Source organism: Flavobacterium sp. I-STPP5a (assembly GCF_009764685.1).
Lineage (GTDB): Bacteria > Bacteroidota > Bacteroidia > Flavobacteriales > Flavobacteriaceae > Flavobacterium.
In genome coordinates this window covers 37478-57151 of sequence record NZ_VHLM01000047.1, presented here as the reverse complement: position 1 = coordinate 57151, position 19674 = coordinate 37478, and the positions used below count along the sequence as shown (strand labels likewise).

Sequence of the window (19674 nt, the reverse complement as noted above, 5' to 3'; positions counted from 1 at the left end):
ATTAAAATGGAGTTTTTTTATGTTGGGCAATATTATTATAAAATCATTTTATTTTTCTTTGCCAGAAGCTTCAAGGTTTCTTTCAATAGTGTGTCCTGGTCTTGACCATTTAGGTTTCTCGCCAAGAGGAGCATGTTGAGAATCTTCAGCCTCTACTGTTTGAGGTTGTGACACTTTTGTGAAAGGTTTTTGAGGATTTAAGCCCAGCATTTCAAACATTTTCATGTCCTCATTTACATCTGGATTAGGTGTTGTCAATAATTTGTCACCTGCAAAAATAGAATTGGCACCTGCAAAAAAGCACATGGCTTGACCTTCACGGCTCATGTTCATTCTTCCTGCTGATAATCGTACTTGAGTCTCAGGCATTATGATTCTGGTAGTCGCTACCATTCGAATCATTTCCCAAATTTCAACTGGTTTTTCTTCCTCCATCGGAGTACCTTCAACGGCAACTAGCGCATTTATGGGCACTGATTCTGGTTGTGGATTCAATGTAGAAAGCGCTACAAGCATACCAGCTCTGTCTTCAATGCTTTCTCCCATTCCTATAATTCCACCACTACATACTGTTACATTTGTTTTGCGTACATTTTCAATGGTTTGTATGCGGTCTTCAAAACCACGAGTAGATATTACTTCTTTATAGTATTCTTCACTAGTATCAAGATTGTGGTTGTATGCGTATAAACCTGCTTCTGCAAGGCGTTGTGCCTGGTTTTCGGTAATCATACCAAGCGTACAACATACTTCCATGTCTAGTTTGTTGATGGTGCGTACCATTTCAAGAACTTGGTCAAATTCTGGTCCGTCTTTTACGTTTCTCCAAGCAGCGCCCATACAAACTCTTGATGATCCACTTGATTTTGCACGTAATGCTTGTGCTTTTACTTGGCTTACAGACATTAAGTCGTTGCCTTCAATCTCTGTGTGGTAGCGGGCTGCTTGCGGGCAATAGCCGCAATCCTCTGGGCAACCACCGGTTTTTATAGATAGCAGTGTAGATACTTGAACGACATTAGGGTCATGAAGTTCTCTGTGAATTGTGGCTGCTTCATAAAGCAAATCCATTAGGGGTTTGTTGTATATTGCTATTATTTCGTCTTTTGTCCAATTGTGTCTTTTAATGCTCATAGATACCTATTTTTGATCCATCAAAAGTAGTTAAATAGTTCTAAAGTAGCAATGCTAACTTTTCGAAAAGAGTAAAGCAATGCAGTAGGGTGATTTTTTACAATACAATTAAAACGCGGTAGTTTATCTTTTAATTCAGCTCTTTGCCGGATTTAGAGGTGTCATGTGGTGTCTTGTTGTATCTAAAAAAAAGTTATTTATGATTTGGCTCCATGTTTATCACTGGAGTAGCGTGTATCCCAGTACAGCAACAGCATAAATGTTACTATTACGGCAGAGCTTATTCCTTCAAATAAAAGTGAAATGGAATAGGTCATAATGGTAGGTTCTCCACCAAATAGGAATGTTTTTGATAATGATCCAATATATGCTTCTCCGCCTTTTGCATAGCTGTATGCTATTAGTGCAACTATGCTAAGAATAACTCCTGTTAAAGCAGTTACAAAGGCAGATGCCGCATTTGAAACTAAAACTGTATTTCCTTCAGCGTAATTTTCTTTTAAAGTTCTATTGGTGCCAAAAAAAATAAAAAGCACATTAAAAACTCTCAATATAGGGTTGTCTGCTAGTCCTAGTAGTTCCATTGCTAAAAAATATAGGCCTATTCCTAAAATAATAATCAATCCGTTTAATAATTCTTTTGGAAGTTTCATATTGCAAATTTTATATTAATTTATAGTGTTGAATAACAAAGAGTAACACTCAAATTTAATAAAAAAAAAGTAATAATTATGTTAACGAATTATTTATTAAAATAATTTTTTGCAACTATTTTATCTTTTTGCAATTGTTCTTGTAGCAAATGTAAGGAACTAAACTTTTCTTCGTCTCGTATGCGATTTAAAATTGAGATTTTTAGTTCTTGATCGTATACATCATCCTCAAAGTCTAGGAGATGGATTTCTATCGATTGTTCTTGTCCTCCTACAGTAGGGTTTGTGCCTATATTCATCATGCCTTGTATTGCTTTAGAATTAATGATAGTTTGTACAAGATATACTCCGTTTTGCGGGATTAATTTGTACTTTTCTTCTATCTTTAAATTTGCAGTAGGGAATCCTATGGTGCGCCCCAGTTGTTTTCCTTTTACAACTGTTCCAGTAATGAAATAGGAATAACCTAGATAGTCGTTCGCAAGTTGTATATCGCCGTTAAGAATGGCATTCCGAATTTTTGTTGAACTTACAGAAATTTCGTTGAGTTCTTGTACAGATATTTGGGATACTTCAAAACCATATTCTTTTCCAAAATCTATTAAATTGTCAATATTCGCAGTTCTATTCCTTCCAAAACGATGATCATGGCCAATGATGATTTTTTGAATATGAAATTTTTCTACCAGAACCGTTTTTACAAATTCCTCTGCGGTTAATTGTGAAAATGCTTCGTCAAAGGGGTGAATGACTAAGTTTTCTATCCCAATTTCTTCCAGTAATTCTTGTTTTTCCTGTATGGTGTTAATTAGTTTAATATTGGAATTTTCATGTAAAACCATTCTTGGATGCGGGAAGAAAGTGAGAACAACATTTTCATATTGGTCATTTGGGGTGTTTTGTGTGAGCTTCTGCAAGATTTTTTTATGGCCTATGTGTACACCGTCAAACGTGCCAAGGGTTAGAATTGTTTTTTTGGTAATCAGGAAGTCGTTTATAGAATGAAAAATCTTCAAAGCAAGTGTTTTATGATGCCGCAAATTTACGTTATCCAATTGATATAATTAAAAAAGGATTGAAAAGTTCAATCCTTTTTTAACTCTTGAAATCTCTTTAATTATTTTTTAAGAAATGAAATTGTCTTGATCTCGATTTCATTTTTGGCGAGTTTTAAAAAGTATGTACCCGCTGGTAAGCTAGCTACATTTATCTGAAGATTATCCTCTCGCGCTATTTTTTTTGATTTTATAACTTGACCAAGTATATTTATGATCGTGTAGCTGTCTGGTCTATCTCTATTCTTCTCTACAAAAAGATTTAAAAAATCAGTTGTAGGGTTTGGATAAAGTTTTATGCTATTAAAATCAGCAACTTCAGGAGTTGACAAAGAGTTGATTCTGAAGCTTTTTGAATCTGCATTGAGAAATTGACTACCTGAAATTACTGTAGCTCCTGTAGCAGTTTCTATTTTATAGTAACCTGTTCCAAAGTCGCAGCAAATGCCATCTCCTTCTGAATCTTCTATAGTGAAAATATAGCAGTCATTGTCGGCAAGATTTAGCGTTGTTTGTATTGGAGTGGGCATCGCAGAACTTCGTGGTGTGGTGTTGTAAGGGCCGCCGTTGTACAATATTGTGCCATTAGAATTTGTTAGTTTCCAAGTAGTTTCTGCTCCAAAATAATCACATTGTAATGTGAGTGTCATTGCCGTTGGAGCAAAATTGTTTACAATGTCAAAAACTTTACTATCACTGTCATTTACATTGTTGTCATCTGTCTTGCCATTCATACTAAGTATCGTTGAATTAAAAGTGTGGCTGCCGCCAGTAGTGGTCATGGTATTCAAGGCTAGTTCCTGTGATTGGTTGGTAGCTAAATTACCAGTCCAATTTAAAATTTGAGTGCTGGTATTGTCAATTCCGTACCGTATTGATACAGCTGTCAAATTTGCAGTTCCTTTATTTGTAATATGTATCACTGGAACTAAATTATTGCTGCAAGTAGTTGTGCTTATGCTTACAACACCGGTGGCCGCATCATTTGCGAATTTAGGATTTAAAGCGTCAGATGTTTGTAATGATTTTCTTCTAATAGAATTATTGATCACTGTTATCATTCTCGCTTTTTGATCGTTTGTAAAAATGTTCATGCATTCGTCATTGGTATAATCCATATAATTTTCTACCATGTCAACTCCCGGTGAATTGGGGCAAGAGTCTACGTTTGATGGACAACCTTCATTTTCTATCGCTGCATTAGGCGTGTCTTGGCAATAATCGTCAGAAGTACAGCCGTCTTCGCCTTCCCCTGCGTCACCCCAAATATGACGTAAGCCTAGCCAGTGGCCTACTTCATGAGTTGCAGTACGACCTTTGTCGTATCCTGGTTGATAGTTTCCATTGGCAAAATAGGTTGAAGAGCCAAAATATTTGTATCCAATAACCACTCCGTCTGTAGTACGTCCTCCTTCATTGTTACTTAAGCCAGATAAACCTGATGCGCTAGGTAGTTGAGCATAACCTAATAAATTAGTTCGGGTTAAATTGACTACCCAAATATTGAAATACTTGTCAGGATTCCACTGTGTTTGTGGTTTTACTATAGCATCTATGTCGTCAGTAGACCAGCTTGCTGCGCCTAGATTTACACGGGTAATGCCGTTTGTTGCTATGCCATTGGGGTCTTTATTAGCTAATTCGAACTCAATTTCAACATCAGCACCTACAGGATTAGTGTTAAACCCTGGCGTGCCTGATTTTTTCCTAAAGTCTTCATTTAATACTCTAATTTGTGAAATTACTTGTTGATCAAGAATATTTTCATTAACGCCCTCGGCATCTCCATTGCTAATAATATGTACTACGACTGGTATGGTAATTACGCCATTTGTTTTTAAGTTTTTTGAGGTTCTGCTTTTTGCGTTTTCTTCTAATTTTGGGCGGATCCACTGCTCAAATTCATCGGTTGATAATCTGTTTGGATCTTTTAGTTTTAAGTATTCCTCGTATTCAGTAGTGGCACATCGTATTATAGTGCCTGGCTTATAAGGTTTGCTTTTACCAAAGAGCATGTTTGCATCTTGGCTTTTTACCTGTGCAAAAGTCCAGCTGCTAGTACAAAAAGCAGTTAGTAGTAGGAAAGTAATTTTTTTCATGATTATGGTTTTTTGGGGCATGGGTTGCGCATTGATGTATATACGGGCATTTTGAATAAAAAGCTTTCAGCGGTACTTAATTTATAAAATGGGATGTATTTTCAATAAAATGCGACCATATAAATTTATAAAAAAATCCTTTTCGTTTTACATTACTCTTAGTTATTTCCCGTTAAAGGAAGTCATGGTATTTTCTAATCCTGCAGTCCCAAAAGATTTTATAATCTCAGAACCCATTTCCAGTCGTTCCGGAAGTGCTGTTTTCTCAGTATCGTCCCAGTCACCAAGGACATAATCAACTTGTTTTCCTTTTTTGAATTCATCGCTTATGCCAAAACGGAATCTTGCGTAACTTTGTGTGTTTAGTACCAAGTTGATATTCTTAAGGCCATTGTGTCCGCCATCGCTTCCTTTTTGTCTTATGCGGATGGCTCCAAACGGTAGATTTAAATCATCTGTAATAACTAAAATGTTTTCAAGCGGAATGTTCTCTTTGTCCATCCAATATTGAACCGCTTTCCCGCTAAGATTCATATAGGTGTTGGGTTTTAATAGTAAAAAGGTTCTGCCTTTAAATTTGTATTCGGCTAATGTGCCTAGTTTTACGGTCTCAAATTGTATTCCTTCTTTTTTAGCTAAAAAGTCAACGATTTTAAACCCGATGTTATGTCTTGTGTTTACGTACTCAGCCCCAATGTTGCCTAGTCCGACTATTAAAAATTTCTTCATGATGGTGCTACTGTCCTCTGATTTTGTGGTTGCGAATAGGTTTGAAATCCATTTTATCATGGTACAAAAGTAAGCTTAATTCAATAAAATGACTATGCTGTAGCTAATATTTTAAGGGTTTATGCGGCTCAGGTCTGAAATGCAAAAAATAGTGTGTAATAGCCCCGATTGTAGTGAAAATCCTTTTTGTGCGCTTTTTTTGCGTGCAAAAAGATTGCAACGGAAAGCGGGACAAAATAGCTGTAGAAGAATTTTAGCTGCTTCTAAAATATCTTAAAAAACTGAAAGCAAAAAAAAGCGCCAGTTGCATAACTGACGCTTTCTTGAATTTTGACTGAAAAAAAATTATTTTTTCTTTCCTTTTGCAGGAGCTTTTGCTGCTTTTGCTGCTTCTTGAGCTGCTTTCATAGCTGCACGAGAAATCTTCACTTGACAAATAACGGTGTTGTCTGGGTGCATGATTTTGAAGTTTTCAGCTGGTACTTTAGTAACATATAATTTGTTACCCATATCAAGTGGAGTAATATCAGCTTCAACAAAATCAGGAAGATTTTTAGGAAGCGCTCTTACTTTTAATTTACGGTTGTTCATACGTAAATCACCACCTGCCATAACACCTTTAGATTTTCCAACAATTTTCACAGGAACTTCAATAGTAATTTCTTTGTCTTCAAAGATTTGAAAGAAGTCAATGTGTAAAATTTTGTCAGATACTGGGTGTACTTGAATGTCTTGAAGTACAGCATTGTAAGATTTTCCGTTTCCAAGATCGATCTCAACTGTGTGCGCGTTTGGAGTGTAAATCAAGTTTTTGAATGCCATCACTTCTGCTGAGAAATGAACTGCTTGACTTCCTCCGTATAATACGCAAGGAACCAATCCAGCATTACGTAAGGCTTTAGTAGCTACTTTGCCCACGCTTTCTCTTTCTGATCCTTTAATTGTAATCGATTTCATTTTAAATATTTATATAGTTATTAATTAAACTCTTTTTTTAAGTCCGGAGCTGTTAGTCCTAAGTTCTTAGCTATTTAACTAAGGACTAATTGCTAAGGACTAATCACTAAGGGCTAATAATTACATGATAAACTTTCCGCTAATCGAATTGTTGTGGTGTACCATGTGCATTACTTCGGCAAAAAGTGGAGCACAGCTCAACACTCTTATTTTGTTTGACTCTTTCTTTAACGGAATAGAATCGGTAACTATTAATTCGCTCAATTTAGAGTTTTCAATTTTTTCGTACGCATCGCCAGATAAAATGGCGTGTGTGCAAATAGCGCGTACGCTCAAGGCACCTTTTTCTATCATTAAATCGGCGGCTTTCGCCAATGTGCCTCCGGTATCAATCATGTCATCAACAAGAATTACGTTACGACCTTTAACTTCTCCTATTAATTCCATAGTGTCAATTACGTTGGCTGCTTTTCTTTGTTTGTAGCAAATTACTACATCTGACTCTAAAAATTTAGAGTAAGCATACGCTCTTTTTGAGCCTCCCATGTCAGGTGAGGCAATAGTCAAGTTTTCTAATCCTAAGCTTTCTACATATGGTAAAAAGATGGTTGAGGCAAACAAGTGGTCTACTGGTTTTTCAAAAAATCCTTGAATTTGATCAGCATGCAAATCCATGGTCATTACTCTTGTTGCGCCTGCAGCGTCTAATAAATTAGCTACTAATTTAGCTCCTATCGGAACTCTTGGCTTGTCCTTTCTATCTTGTCTTGCCCATCCAAAATAAGGAATCACAGCTGTTATGTGTCTAGCTGATGCACGCTTTGCTGCGTCAATCATTAACAGTAATTCCATCAAGTTATCAGCAGTAGGAAATGTAGAGCATACTATAAATACGCGTAAACCTCTTATTGATTCTTCATAAGAAGGTTGAAATTCCCCATCACTGTACTTTGATGTAGTGATTTTACCTAGTGGTATTCCGTATTCTTTTGCAATTTTTTCAGCAAGATAAACACTTTGTGAACAAGCAAAAATTTTAGCTTCTGGTTCTAGGTGTGACATTATTGTGTGTTGTTTTTTATCTTTGGTTGCTAGATATTTTTTAATTAAGCTGTTGCTTAAAGCTTATTGATCTATTTGCCTAAGATGTAGTTAGTTGTGTGTTTCGTTTTTTAACGAGGTGCAAATTTAGAAAATATATTCAACACTGAAAGGAAAAAATTAAGTATTTTTTGTTGAACATTTAATTAATTTTTTTACATTTGCACCGTGTTAAAGGAAAAGATACTTAGTTACCACTAGTTATCTCTTTATTGCGTGAAGCAACTGTTGTTGTTTCTGTCTGCTAAGCCCGGATGGCGGAATTGGTAGACGCGCTGGTCTCAAACACCTGTGGGAAACCGTGCCGGTTCGACTCCGGCTCCGGGTACAAAAACCGCTTCGTAAGAAGCGGTTTTTTTGTTTTATATCACAACGAGTTCCTCAATATCAAATCACTTTTGTTTTCTATTTGCTCTTTTTTACCTTTTAAAATCATTTGTGCTAACAGTTGCCCCATCATTTCAAAATGGGTTGAAATGGTTGTGATTCCGTTTTCTACTACTTTTTTTAGCGGGGTTTCATTATAGGAGATAATTCCGTAGTGAGTGCCCAATTGTAAATTTTGAATTTTTGCCTTTTCTATTACACTAACTAAATCCCTGTCACTCGGAATAATATACACCTCGCCAGCTGTGATATTTCTGTTTTTAAATTCGGTTATGATTTCATATTCAAAAGCGTGATCGTTGCAAAATTTTTCAAAGCCTATTTTCATTCCTAGTGGTTCACGGAATCCTGGAAAAATCATTATTAGTTTTTTGTATTTGTTCAGCTTTGATTTTCCTTTTAATAGGCCTTCATAAATATCTTTTACAAAGTTTTGGTACACTGCAGGATAGTTTAATAATTCTTGATTTGTTTGGTCAAGAATATAAACGTCCTGAACTGGTAGGGTTTTTATAATTGATGCAGCTTCTTCAAGATTGGTTGGCATGATAATGTATTTTGTATAATTACCGTTGCTGTCATGAATTAGTTTTTGAAAAACGGGAACGTTAAAATGATGAAAAAAAATATCAACCTGAGCTGTAGTTCCTATGTTTTCGAGAAAGGAATTGTATAAGTCTTCTTTAAAAATGTTTAATTCGTCAAAGAGTAAAAATATCTTTTGTTTTATGGATACTTCAACGCTTTTTACATAATAGCCTTTGCCAGGAATGGCATAAATTATCCCTCTTTTTTTTAACTCATCATAGGCAAGTAAAACGGTATCTCTAGACAAAGAGAATTCTAAACGCACTTTATTTACTGATGGAAGTCTGTCTCCTTTTTGTAATAATTCATGTTGTAGAGCTACTTCAATAGAGGTTATGATTTGTTGGTATTTAGGAATGCCTTTATTGTTTTGAATGCTGATTAGTTTCATGTAAAAAGTTTTTTTCAAGTTGCAATATACAAAAACTGGTAGGTACTGGTATGTAATACTTAACAATTATTTTACTTTTGGTTTTTCACATTTCATAATTTATTCATGAAAATAAAACACATATCACATTTTAATAGGGTTTCTGTGCTGAAATCATTTTGTTCTATGCCTAATTGTGATGAGTTCTCTATGTGTGAACTTGTCAACAGTAAGGGAATGCAAATGAAGGTGATGAGTTATGGAGCTACACTTACATCTTTAAAAGTGCCTTTAAAAAATGGTAATTTGGTTGACGTAGTTTTGGGTTTTGAAACCCTAGAGGAATATATAAAATCCTATGATTTGCCAAGTGCTCCTTATTTTGGTGCTATTGTGGGAAGGTTTGCAGGAAGGATAAGTAATGGCGAATTCAAGCTTGGTGGAAAATCTTACTTGATAAATAAAAACAACAATGGAAATTCGTTACACGGAGGTAGCATTGGCCTAAGCCAAAGAAATTGGAAAATAAAGAGTAAAAAAGAAGGTAAAAATCCATCTGTTACGTTCGCCTATTGCAGTAAGCATAACGAAGAATTTTTCCCTGGAGACGTTGTGGTTGATGTGACCTATATGCTTACCGATGAAAATGAAATGATCGTAGAGTATGTGGCACATGCATCACAAGACACTATTTTAAACCTGACACATCACAGCTATTTTAACCTAGATGGGCATCACAATTCTGTTGTTGATCAGGAGATGTGTGTTAATTCACAAAGAATATTAGAAACCACAAGTTCAGGAATTCCCACCGGTCGATTTTTGAATGTTGCTAATTGTCCTTTCGATTTTACAAATAGCAGAAATTGTCCCGCTACAATAGATACTACTTTTGTTTTAAACAAAGAAAAAGAGTACGCTGCTTCTTTGTACAGCAGCGATAAATTATTAAAAATGTCTGTTTACACCAATCAACGTGCTGTACATGTATACGTAGGCGGGAATTGTTTTGGACAGATAAATGGGAAAGATAACGCGGCATATCACCCTACTAGTGGGATTTGTTTTGAAACTCAAAATTTCCCTGATGCTCCTAATCATGATCATTTCCCGAGTGCAATTCTCAAAAAAGGGGAGTTGTATTACCATAAAACTATTTATAAATTTAAATCTTTTTGAGATGAAAAAATACTTTAAAAACTCGGCATTGCTTTCGCTTGTCATACTTGTTTTTTCTTGTTCTGATGCTGGTGACAGTAGTGCTACAGTAACTCCTGTTGCAAAACCACCTGTGGTTACTGAGGAGTTTATCAAAGCCGCCGATATTTCGTATTTGCCAGAAATAGAAGCTGCGGGAGTAGTTTTTACTAACAACGGAAAAACAGAAGACATGCTAACCACACTAAAAAGTGTTGGTTGTAATACCATCCGAATTCGTTTGTGGAAAGATCCAGTAAATGGACATTCTGGTTTAACCGAGGTAAAAGCCCTAGCACAACGAGTAAAACAAGCAGGCTTAAAAGTTTGGTTAACCGTTCACTATTCTGACTATTGGGCTGATCCTGCGGTTCAAACCACTCCAGCTGCTTGGAAAAACGTATCTTTTACTGATTTAAAAGCTGCGGTAGTCACTTACACCACAACTATTTTGACCGAAATTAACCCAGATATTATTCAAATCGGGAACGAAATCAATAGCGGATTGCTTTGGCCACAAGGTAATTTGATCAATCAAGAAGCGCAATGTATAGATTTGTTAAAAACCGCAAGTGCTACCATTCGAAGCAAAGCGCCAAGTACCAAAATTATGATTCACTATGCAGGCGTTTCGGCTACAGATACTAATTGGTTTTTTACTAAAGTAAAAAGTGTTGATTATGATTATATCGGTTTGTCGTATTATCCTCTCTGGCACGGGAAAGATATGGCTGCGGTAAAAACGACCATTGATGCCTTAGGAAAAAACTTTTCTAAGAAAGTGTTGATTGCAGAAACAGCCTATCCATTTACCTTAAGTTGGAATGACTGGACAAATAATATTATGGGTCTAGAATCACAATTGATATCTGGATTTCCTGCGACTCCCGAAGGACAAAAAAGTTTTGTTTTGGCGATTAAAGATTTAGTAAAATCCTCTACTTACGGACAAGGGTTTGCCTACTGGGGAGGCGAATGGGTTTCTTTCAAAGGCAACCAAGCTACTAATGGATCTACCTTCGAAAATCAGGCATTTTATGATTTTTCAAATAAAGCATTGCCCGTTTTACAAGCCTTTACCAATTAATCATGATTGCCACTGTTAGAATTTTTCAAAGAATAGTGCTACTGCTTCTTTTTATAAGTAGTACCACTATTGCTTTGGGACAAAAGAAAAATAAATTGGCTTTCGCCAAAGGAGCCGACGTGAGTTGGTTGCCGCAAATGGAAGCTACTGGTTATCGTTTTTATGATACGGACGGAAAGGAAAAAGATTGTTTGCAATTGCTAAAAGAACGCGGAATGAACACCATTCGTTTGCGTGTATTTGTCAATCCAAGTCAAAACAAAGCCAGTGGTCACTGCAGTGCTGCCGAAACGGTTGTTATGGCTTTGCGTGCTCAAAAAGTCAAAATGCGCATTATGATCGATTTTCATTATAGCGATACTTGGGCCGATCCCGCCAAACAGGCCAAACCTGCTGCTTGGGCCAACCTACCGTTCGATGCGTTACAAAATAAAGTCTATGAACATACATTTGATGTGTTGACTGCTTTAAAAAAAGTAGGTGTCACTCCAGAATGGGTTTAGGTGGGGAACGAAATTCCAGGCGGAATGCTTTGGCCAGATGGGAGTACGAACAATTGGGCTCAACTAGCGCAATTGTTGAATAAAGGATACGAAGCGACTAAAGCTGTGAATGCCAAAATCAAAGTAATTGTGCATGTAGATGAAGGGAACAACAACGAAAAATTCCGTTGGTTTTTTGATAAAGCCACAGAGCATCAAGTAAAGTATGACGTTATTGGTCTGTCTTACTATCCGTTTTGGATCAAAAAAGACTATTCAGAAACCGTAGCCGATTTACAAAAAAACCTAAACGACATGGCTTCTCGTTATCAGAAAGAGGTAATGGTTGTTGAAGTTGGCGGTGTTGATGAACAAGTACAAAACACCAAAGAACTTCTAGCTGCTACGATCAAAGCCGTAAGAGCTGTTCCCGATAATAAAGGCTTGGGCGTTTTGTATTGGGAGCCGCAAGGAGCCAAATCTTGGAGTGGTTATGGCTTGAGTGCTTGGCAACAAGACGGAAAACCTTCGCCTGCATTGGATGCTTTTAAAGAATAATTATAGCTATTTACAAATGAAAAAAATACCCTCTTTTTTGCTGGTTTTTATAATCTTCACTACCATGGCTTTCTCTCAAGCGCGAGTGGTTAAGGTATTAGATACCCATTGGAAATTTCAAAAAGGAAATTTTGAAGACGCTTTTAAGGCAAACTTCAACGACTCGAAATGGGAATCGGTTACTGTTCCGCATGATTGGGCAATTTATGGTCCTTTTGATAAAAATGTAGACATACAGAAAGTTGCCATTGTTCAAAATGGAGAAAATGTAGCTACCGAAAAAACAGGAAGAACCGGAGCTTTACCACATATTGGTACTGCGTGGTATCGCAATACATTTAGTTTGCCTAAAGATACCAAAGGTAAAAAAATACTATTGCTTTTTGAAGGCGCTATGAGCGAACCTCAAGTGTATTTGAATGGGAAAAAAGTAGGAGAATGGGCATATGGCTATAGTTATTTTTATTTTGATGTTTCCCAATTCATTCAAGAAGGAGACAATACATTAGCCGTAAAATTATCCAATAAAGAATTTGCCTCCCGTTGGTATCCCGGAGCTGGTTTGTATCGAAAAGTAAGTGTGATTATCAAGAACAATGAAAGCATTGACCAATGGGGTCAGTTTATAACGACACCTTTTATCAGCGATGCTGTTGCCAAAGTCAATATTAAGACCAAAGCTTCTGGTGAAAATATGCGTTTGGTGACCACTATTTTTGATGCTGAAGGAAAGAAATTAAATTCAGAGGAATCAACTACACCATTCGGGAAAGAGTTTGATCAAAATATAAAAGTAGAGAATCCAAAACTGTGGAGTCCTGAGACGCCTTATTTGTACAAAGCTGTTACTCAATTATATGTTGGTAATGAATTGAAAGACGAGCTTACCACCCAATTTGGAATCCGAGAAATAAAGTATGAAGCCAATAAAGGATTTAGCCTTAATGGGAAAGTGACCAAATTCAAAGGGGTTTGTTTGCATCACGATTTGGGACCTCTTGGTGCTGCCGTAAACAAAGCCGCTTTGCGTAGACAGTTTACCATTTTAAAAGATATGGGATGCAATGCCATTCGCAGTTCGCACAATATGCCTTCTTTCGAGCAATTGGAGTTGGCAGACGAAATGGGGTTTTTGTTTCTGGCAGAGAGTTTCGACGAATGGGTTTTACCAAAAGTAGATAACGGCTACCATCGCTTTTTTGATGAATATGCCGAAAAAGACATTGTGAATTTGGTGCAAGCCACACGTAATCATCCTTCTATTGTGATGTGGAGTTCAGGAAATGAAGTTCCAGATCAGTGGGGAGAAGCGGGTGTAAAACGAGCCAAATGGTTGCAAGAAATATTTCATAGAGAAGATCCAACTCGTCCAGTGACCGTTGGAATGGATCAGGTAAAAGCGACTATGGAATCGGGTTTTGGAGCCTTGCTAGATATTCCAGGATTGAATTATCGCGTGCATTTGTATGATGAGGCATTTAAAAAATTTCCGCAAGGATTTATTTTAGGTTCCGAAACGGCATCAACCGTGAGCTCTAGAGGGATTTATAAATTTCCTGTGGTACAAGAAAAAATGAAGCTGTATCCAGACTTTCAATCTTCATCGTATGATTTGGAAGCCTGCAGTTGGTCCAATGTTCCTGATGAAGATTTCGTACTTCAGGATGATAAATCTTGGGTAATTGGTGAATTCGTTTGGACAGGTTTTGATTATTTGGGCGAACCGACACCTTATGACGAAAGCTGGCCGTCTCGTAGTTCTTATTTTGGAATTAACGATTTAGCAGGCTTACCGAAAGACCGTTATTATTTGTACCGAAGCCGTTGGAACACCAAGGCAACTACGCTACACATCCTACCCCATTGGAATTGGGAAGGTCGTGAAGGACAAACAACTCCTGTTTTTGTGTACACCAGTTACACCAGTGCTGAACTTTTTATCAATGGCAAAAGTATGGGCGTACAGACCAAAAACAAGAACACGCCGCAAAACCGTTACCGCTTGATGTGGATGGATGTAAAATATGAACCAGGAACGGTAAAAGTCGTAGCTTATGATGACAATGGCAAAGTGGCTGAAGAAAAGGAAGTCCGAACCGCTGGTCAACCGTACCAAATTGTTTTGGATGTCGACCGAAAAACGATCACAGCCGATGGCGAGGATATTTCGTTTGTGACGGTTTCTGTAGTGGATAAAAATGGAGTTCCTTGTCCAACAGCCACGAACCAATTGAAATTTAAAGTGTCTGGAGCGGGTACGTATCGCGCCGCTTGTAATGGAGATGCGACTTCACTCGAGATGTTCCATAAAGACACGATGAAATTGTTTAGCGGAAAATTGGTAGTACTTGTACGATCGAAAACTACCGATGGAACCATCCAATTGGAAGTGAATGGAGCTGGATTAAAGGCGGGTAAATTGACTTTGGAAGCAAAGAAATAAATAGATAAACAAGAGGTATGCCTACTTATCATATTTCAAATACAAAATTATTGCAAAGACATTAAAGCGAGTTTTTGCGATGCAACACTTTAATAATTTCAAGAGTAATGAATGATTCATTAATACAAAAAACAACCGTTTTTTTTCAGGAAAAATTTGGTAAAGCACCCGAAAAAATAGTGCTTTCTCCAGGAAGAATTAATATCATTGGAGAACATGTAGATTACAACGATGGTTATGTATTGCCTGCTGCTATAGATAAGATCATTTGCTTTGCTTTCGAAAAAAGTAACGCTACAACTTCTAAAATCGTTGCTATCGATTTGAATCAAGAATTTGAAATCGATTTGTCGAAAGACATTGAACTCAGTTCAACCGTTTGGAACAATTATATTTTAGGAGTTTTGAAACAACTACAAGATAATGGTTTTGATTTTAGTGGGGTTAATTGCGTTTTTAGTAGCAATATTCCGGTAGGTTCTGGATTGTCATCTTCGGCTGCATTGGAGTGTGGTTTTCTATTTGGTTTAAACGAACTTTTTGATTTGAAAATTAAGCCTATTGATATTGCTTTAATGGGTCAAAAGGCAGAACATTGGGTGGGAATCAATTGTGGTATTATGGACCAATTTGCTAGTGTGTATGGACTTGAAAATAAGGTCATCAAATTGGATTGTAATACTTTGGAATTTGAGTGCCACAACGCTGATTTTAAAGACTATGCTTTGGTGTTATTTGATAGTAACGTGAAGCATTCCTTGTTTATATCGGCGTATAACAAAAGAAGAGAAGAATGCGAGGAAGGTTTGGCGATTATTAAAGCTAATTTTCCTGAAATCAAAAGCTTCAGAAATTGTACCGAAGCGCAATTGTTGACTTTGAAAGACAAAATGGATACTGTTGTTTTTTCACGTGTGCATTATGTAGTAAAAGAAATTGCTCGTGTGTCTAAAGCTTGTGAAGCTTTGGATGCGGGAAATATTGAGCTTTTGGGGCAATTACTTTTTGAAACACACGATGGTTTGTCTAGAGAATACGAAGTGAGCTGCCCCGAGTTGAATTACTTGGTCGAATTGGCCTTAGCCGAAGATGCCGTAATAGGTTCCCGATTGATGGGCGGAGGTTTTGGCGGTTGCACCATTACTTTGATTAAAAAAGGAAAAGAAGAAGCCGTTAAACAAAAATTCGCTCAATTGTACCAAGAAAAATGGAACATAGAATTGAAAATTTATGATGTAAAAATCGGAAACGGTATATCCTTATATGAGCCATCATAACTAATAAAAAATTTAACGCTGATTCCACAGATTTGCACAAATTTTTAAGCACAAAATTAATCTGTGATAATTAGTGAAATCTGTGTCAAAAAACATAAAATGAATAGCATGAAAAATTTTGATATCAACGAAGATCCTCATAGGCGTTTTAATCCCTTAATCAACGAATGGGTTTTGGTTTCGCCTCATCGTTCGAAAAGACCTTGGCAGGGCCAAAAAGAAACCATTTCGGTTGTTCAATTACCAGAATACGATCCCCAATGTTACTTATGTCCGGGGAATGTGCGTGCAAATGGTGAAGTGAATCCACCATACGATTCTTGTTATGTTTTTGAAAATGATTTTGCCGCCTTAAAGCAAGAAGAGATCTTTTTTGAGGAGAATGAAAAACATACTTTTTTTAAGGCAAAACCAGAACGCGGTATTTCAAAAGTGGTTTGTTTTTCTCCCAAGCATGATTTGACATTGCCTCAAATGGAAGTCGAGAATATTGAGAATATTGTAACAACTTGGCAAAAAGAATATGCTACTTTAGGCGCTTTGAATTACATTAATCATGTTCAAATTTTTGAAAACAAAGGCAGTGTAATGGGCTGCAGTAATCCGCATCCGCACGGTCAAATATGGGCACAATCATCTTTGCCTACACAAGTCGAAAAAACGCATAATAGCTTTAATCAGTATTTTGAAAAACATGATCGAACCTTATTGCAAGATTATGTTCAAGAAGAATTGAAGGTGCAAGAGCGCATCGTGATCGAGAATGAGCATTTTGTCGCTTTGGTACCTTTTTGGGCAATTTGGCCTTACGAAACTATGATTGTGAGCAAACGCAACGTGTCTAAAATTACTGATTTTAGTGCAGCTGAGGTTACAGATTTTGCTATTATTTTAAAACAATTAACAACTAAATACGATAATCTTTTCGAAACCTCATTTCCGTATTCTTCAGGGATTCATCAAGCACCGACAGATGGAGAGGAACATCCAGCATGGCATTTTCACATGCATTTTTATCCGCCTTTGTTACGCTCTGCCGTAGTAAAGAAATTTATGGTAGGTTACGAAATGATGGGCGAGTCACAGCGTGATATTACTCCAGAGAAAAGTGCTGAGGTATTAAAATGTCAATCAAATATTCATTATAAATCTGTTATCCAAAACTAAAAATTTTAACCAATGCAAACATTAGCCACCCAAGATTATATTGTCTTTTTGTGTTATTTCATCCTGATTGTAGGGTATGGAGTGTGGATTTACAAAAAGAAAAAGAAAGAAGAAACCAGTAGTAAGGATTATTTCTTAGCCGAAGGATCACTCACTTGGTGGGCTATTGGTGCATCATTAATAGCCAGTAATATTAGTGCGGAGCAATTTATTGGAATGAGCGGAAGTGGTTTCAAAATGGGATTAGCAATTGCTACGTATGAGTGGATGGCGGCTTTTACGTTGATTATTGTTGCTGTTTTCTTTATTCCAGTGTATTTGAAAAACAAAATTTTCACAATGCCTCAGTATTTGAATCAAAGGTATAATAGCAATGTGGCCATGATTATGGCCGTATTTTGGTTGCTATTGTATGTTTTAGTAAATCTTACCTCAATATTGTATTTAGGGGCTCTTGCAATTAGTAGCATTTCTGGTCTTGATATTACTTTATGTATGATTTTCTTAGCCTTTTTTGCAGTAATGATCACATTGGGCGGAATGAAGGTCATTGGATATACAGATGTGATTCAAGTTTTCTTCTTGATATTAGGAGGATTGGGAACTACTTACTTAGCCTTGAATTTGGTAGCCGAAGAGTTTGGTACAACAGGAGTTATAAATGGTTTTAACCTTATGACTACCGAGGCAAACGACCATTTTCATATGATTTTTGAAAAATCTAATCCGAATTATATGGATTTGCCTGGTCTATCTGTTTTGATTGGAGGAATGTTGATCATTAATCTTAATTATTGGGGTTGTAACCAATATATTACGCAACGTGCATTAGGAGCTGATCTTAAAACGGCTCGAAACGGAATTTTATTTGCGGCTTTTTTGAAATTGTTAATGCCAATAATTGTAGTATTGCCTGGAATAGCAGCTTTTGTGTTGTATCAAAATGGGCATTTTGGCACCGAAATGCTTCAAGATGGAACCGTAAATCCAGATCGTGCTTATCCAGTGTTGTTAAATTTATTACCAGTAGGTTTAAAAGGGCTTTCTTTTGCTGCACTTACTGCTGCAATTGTAGCTTCGTTGGCTGGAAAGGCGAATAGTATTGCAACTATTTTTACATTAGATATTTACAAAACCAAATTAAACGTTGATGCCGATGAGAAGAAACTTGTTAGCATTGGTAAAAAAGCAATTGTAGTTGCTATGCTGATTGCTGTAGTTGTGGCTCCATTTTTAGGAATTGATAAAAAAGGAGGATTTCAATACATTCAGGAATATACAGGATTTGTAAGTCCTGGAGTTTTTGCCATGTTTATTTTAGGTTTCTTCTGGAAGAAAACAACTTCAAATGCGGCTTTGTTTGCAACCATTGGTGGTTTCTTAATGTCGCTTGCTTTCAAATTTATGCCAGCTGTTGTTGATTTGTCATTTTTACATTCAACGGGATTTGCGGTTCCAAATGCAGATGGTGTTTTTGAAATTCCTTTTATTGACCGTATGGGATTTGTGTTCTTGATTTGTATCGTTGGGATGTACGCCATAAGCATGCACGAAACTGCGCGCGGAGTTAAAACTAATGGTTTAGAAATAGACCGTACCATGTTTAAAATGTCACCTGGTTTTACTGTTGGGATGTTGGTGGTATTATTTCTGATAGCGGTATTTTACACCATTTTTTGGTAAATGATAATCCTGTTCTGAATTTCAAAAGAATATTTTCAGAGCAGGCTTTCATATCTTGATGAGGTTCATTTTGATTAATAAATTAGATCTAATGAACGTCATTTGAAATTACCTTGTAATTTGGTACTGATTCTAAATCAAAAAAAAAGCTTTCGAGTACATCGAAAGCTTTTTTTAACCTTTATAAAAACGAATTAATTGTTTACTAGGGCGTCTTGTTTCCAAGTTTTAACAGATGCAATTCTACTGTTTGAATATTCTACTTCGTTTAGTTTGTTTCCATTCCAAAAAAGCCATTTTCCAATTTTTTCTCCATTTGCATAAGTAGCAACACTAAGTTTGTTTCCGTTTTCATCAAATGAAGTCCAAATTCCTTCTAGTTTTCCGTTTTTGAAAAATCCTTCTTGTTGTACTTTTCCATTTTCAAAGTAGTAAGTTGTTTTTACTAATTCTCCAATGGCTTCTAGTTTTGGATTACTTTCTTGAGCTGATGCGATTCCTGTAAACAGTAATACGGCAAAGATGATATATTTTTTCATGATGTGGGGGTTTTAAAATTCATATTAGCTTAACAAAGATAAAAAGTATTTTACAATAAAAAAACTTTATGTTAACAATTTGGTAACATTGAACTAAAGTTTAACATTTGAGCTCAAAAGGTTTAAAAATCATAGTGCTAAAAATTCTTATTTCACAATTCATTATTC

15 protein-coding genes, 1 tRNA gene and 2 pseudogenes are annotated in these 19674 nt (G+C 36.4%); 8 read left to right on the top strand and 10 right to left on the bottom strand.

Annotated features, from left to right (window positions below):
* Nucleotides 1-48: 48 nt before the first annotated feature.
* The 8 genes and pseudogenes from bioB to FJV36_RS08445 form a co-directional block, all read right to left on the bottom strand.
* Nucleotides 49-1134, bottom strand: coding sequence for a biotin synthase BioB (gene bioB / locus FJV36_RS08475; RefSeq protein ID WP_158730067.1), 1086 nt, complete (start codon nt 1132-1134; stop codon nt 49-51).
* Between the two features lie 197 nt (nt 1135-1331).
* A complete protein-coding gene (locus FJV36_RS08470; RefSeq protein ID WP_158730066.1) occupies nt 1332-1787 on the bottom strand; it encodes a hypothetical protein in 456 nt (151 codons plus the stop codon).
* A gap of 89 nt (nt 1788-1876) precedes the next feature.
* A complete protein-coding gene (locus FJV36_RS08465; protein ID WP_158730065.1) occupies nt 1877-2803 on the bottom strand; it encodes a bifunctional riboflavin kinase/FAD synthetase in 927 nt (308 codons plus the stop codon).
* 101 nt (nt 2804-2904) lie between these two features.
* Nucleotides 2905-3372, bottom strand: a complete 468-nt coding sequence (locus FJV36_RS16655; protein WP_370514401.1) for a T9SS type A sorting domain-containing protein — start codon at nt 3370-3372, stop codon at nt 2905-2907.
* A 528-nt stretch (nt 3373-3900) separates the two neighbouring features.
* Nucleotides 3901-4857: pseudogene (locus FJV36_RS16650) on the bottom strand (zinc metalloprotease); the annotation flags it as partial.
* Nucleotides 4858-5103: 246 nt separating this feature from the next.
* Nucleotides 5104-5730: an aminoacyl-tRNA hydrolase gene (pth, locus tag FJV36_RS08455; RefSeq protein ID WP_158730063.1), complete on the bottom strand. Its 627-nt coding sequence runs from the start codon at nt 5728-5730 to the stop codon at nt 5104-5106.
* Between the two features lie 285 nt (nt 5731-6015).
* Complete coding sequence (locus tag FJV36_RS08450; protein ID WP_158730062.1) at nt 6016-6627, bottom strand: 50S ribosomal protein L25/general stress protein Ctc; 612 nt, start codon at nt 6625-6627, stop codon at nt 6016-6018.
* A 120-nt stretch (nt 6628-6747) separates the two neighbouring features.
* Nucleotides 6748-7689, bottom strand: a complete 942-nt coding sequence (locus tag FJV36_RS08445; RefSeq protein WP_158730061.1) for a ribose-phosphate pyrophosphokinase — start codon at nt 7687-7689, stop codon at nt 6748-6750.
* Between the two features lie 287 nt (nt 7690-7976).
* On the opposite strand from FJV36_RS08445, the gene FJV36_RS08440 reads away from it, so the two are divergent.
* Nucleotides 7977-8056: transfer RNA gene (locus tag FJV36_RS08440), tRNA-Leu, on the top strand.
* A 39-nt stretch (nt 8057-8095) separates the two neighbouring features.
* On the opposite strand, the gene FJV36_RS08435 is transcribed toward FJV36_RS08440, so the two are convergent.
* Nucleotides 8096-9094 (bottom strand): GntR family transcriptional regulator, encoded by a 999-nt coding sequence (locus FJV36_RS08435; RefSeq protein WP_158730060.1) that lies wholly within the window; start codon nt 9092-9094, stop codon nt 8096-8098.
* 105 nt (nt 9095-9199) lie between these two features.
* Between FJV36_RS08435 and FJV36_RS08430 the strand changes: the two genes are divergently transcribed.
* The 7 genes and pseudogenes from FJV36_RS08430 to FJV36_RS08400 all read left to right on the top strand — a co-directional run bounded on the left by FJV36_RS08430 (nt 9200) and on the right by FJV36_RS08400 (nt 18967).
* A complete protein-coding gene (locus tag FJV36_RS08430; RefSeq protein WP_158730059.1) occupies nt 9200-10252 on the top strand; it encodes an aldose epimerase family protein in 1053 nt (350 codons plus the stop codon).
* A gap of 1 nt (nt 10253) precedes the next feature.
* Nucleotides 10254-11357, top strand: coding sequence for a glycosyl hydrolase 53 family protein (locus FJV36_RS08425; RefSeq protein ID WP_158730058.1), 1104 nt, complete (start codon nt 10254-10256; stop codon nt 11355-11357).
* 2 nt (nt 11358-11359) lie between these two features.
* Nucleotides 11360-12397, top strand: a pseudogene (locus FJV36_RS16475) (arabinogalactan endo-beta-1,4-galactanase).
* 16 nt (nt 12398-12413) lie between these two features.
* Nucleotides 12414-14840, top strand: coding sequence for a DUF4982 domain-containing protein (locus FJV36_RS08415; protein ID WP_158981003.1), 2427 nt, complete (start codon nt 12414-12416; stop codon nt 14838-14840).
* Nucleotides 14841-14947: 107 nt separating this feature from the next.
* On the top strand, nt 14948-16117 hold the full coding sequence (gene galK / locus FJV36_RS08410; protein ID WP_158730055.1) for a galactokinase: 1170 nt from the start codon (nt 14948-14950) through the stop codon (nt 16115-16117).
* Nucleotides 16118-16225: 108 nt separating this feature from the next.
* Nucleotides 16226-17284 (top strand): UDP-glucose--hexose-1-phosphate uridylyltransferase, encoded by a 1059-nt coding sequence (locus FJV36_RS08405; protein WP_158730054.1) that lies wholly within the window; start codon nt 16226-16228, stop codon nt 17282-17284.
* A gap of 12 nt (nt 17285-17296) precedes the next feature.
* Nucleotides 17297-18967: a sodium/sugar symporter gene (locus FJV36_RS08400; protein ID WP_158730053.1), complete on the top strand. Its 1671-nt coding sequence runs from the start codon at nt 17297-17299 to the stop codon at nt 18965-18967.
* A gap of 194 nt (nt 18968-19161) precedes the next feature.
* Here the strand turns inward: FJV36_RS08400 and FJV36_RS08395 are convergent, their stop codons facing one another.
* On the bottom strand, nt 19162-19506 hold the full coding sequence (locus FJV36_RS08395) for a toxin-antitoxin system YwqK family antitoxin (protein WP_086453174.1): 345 nt from the start codon (nt 19504-19506) through the stop codon (nt 19162-19164).
* Between the last annotated feature and the right edge of the window lie 168 nt (nt 19507-19674).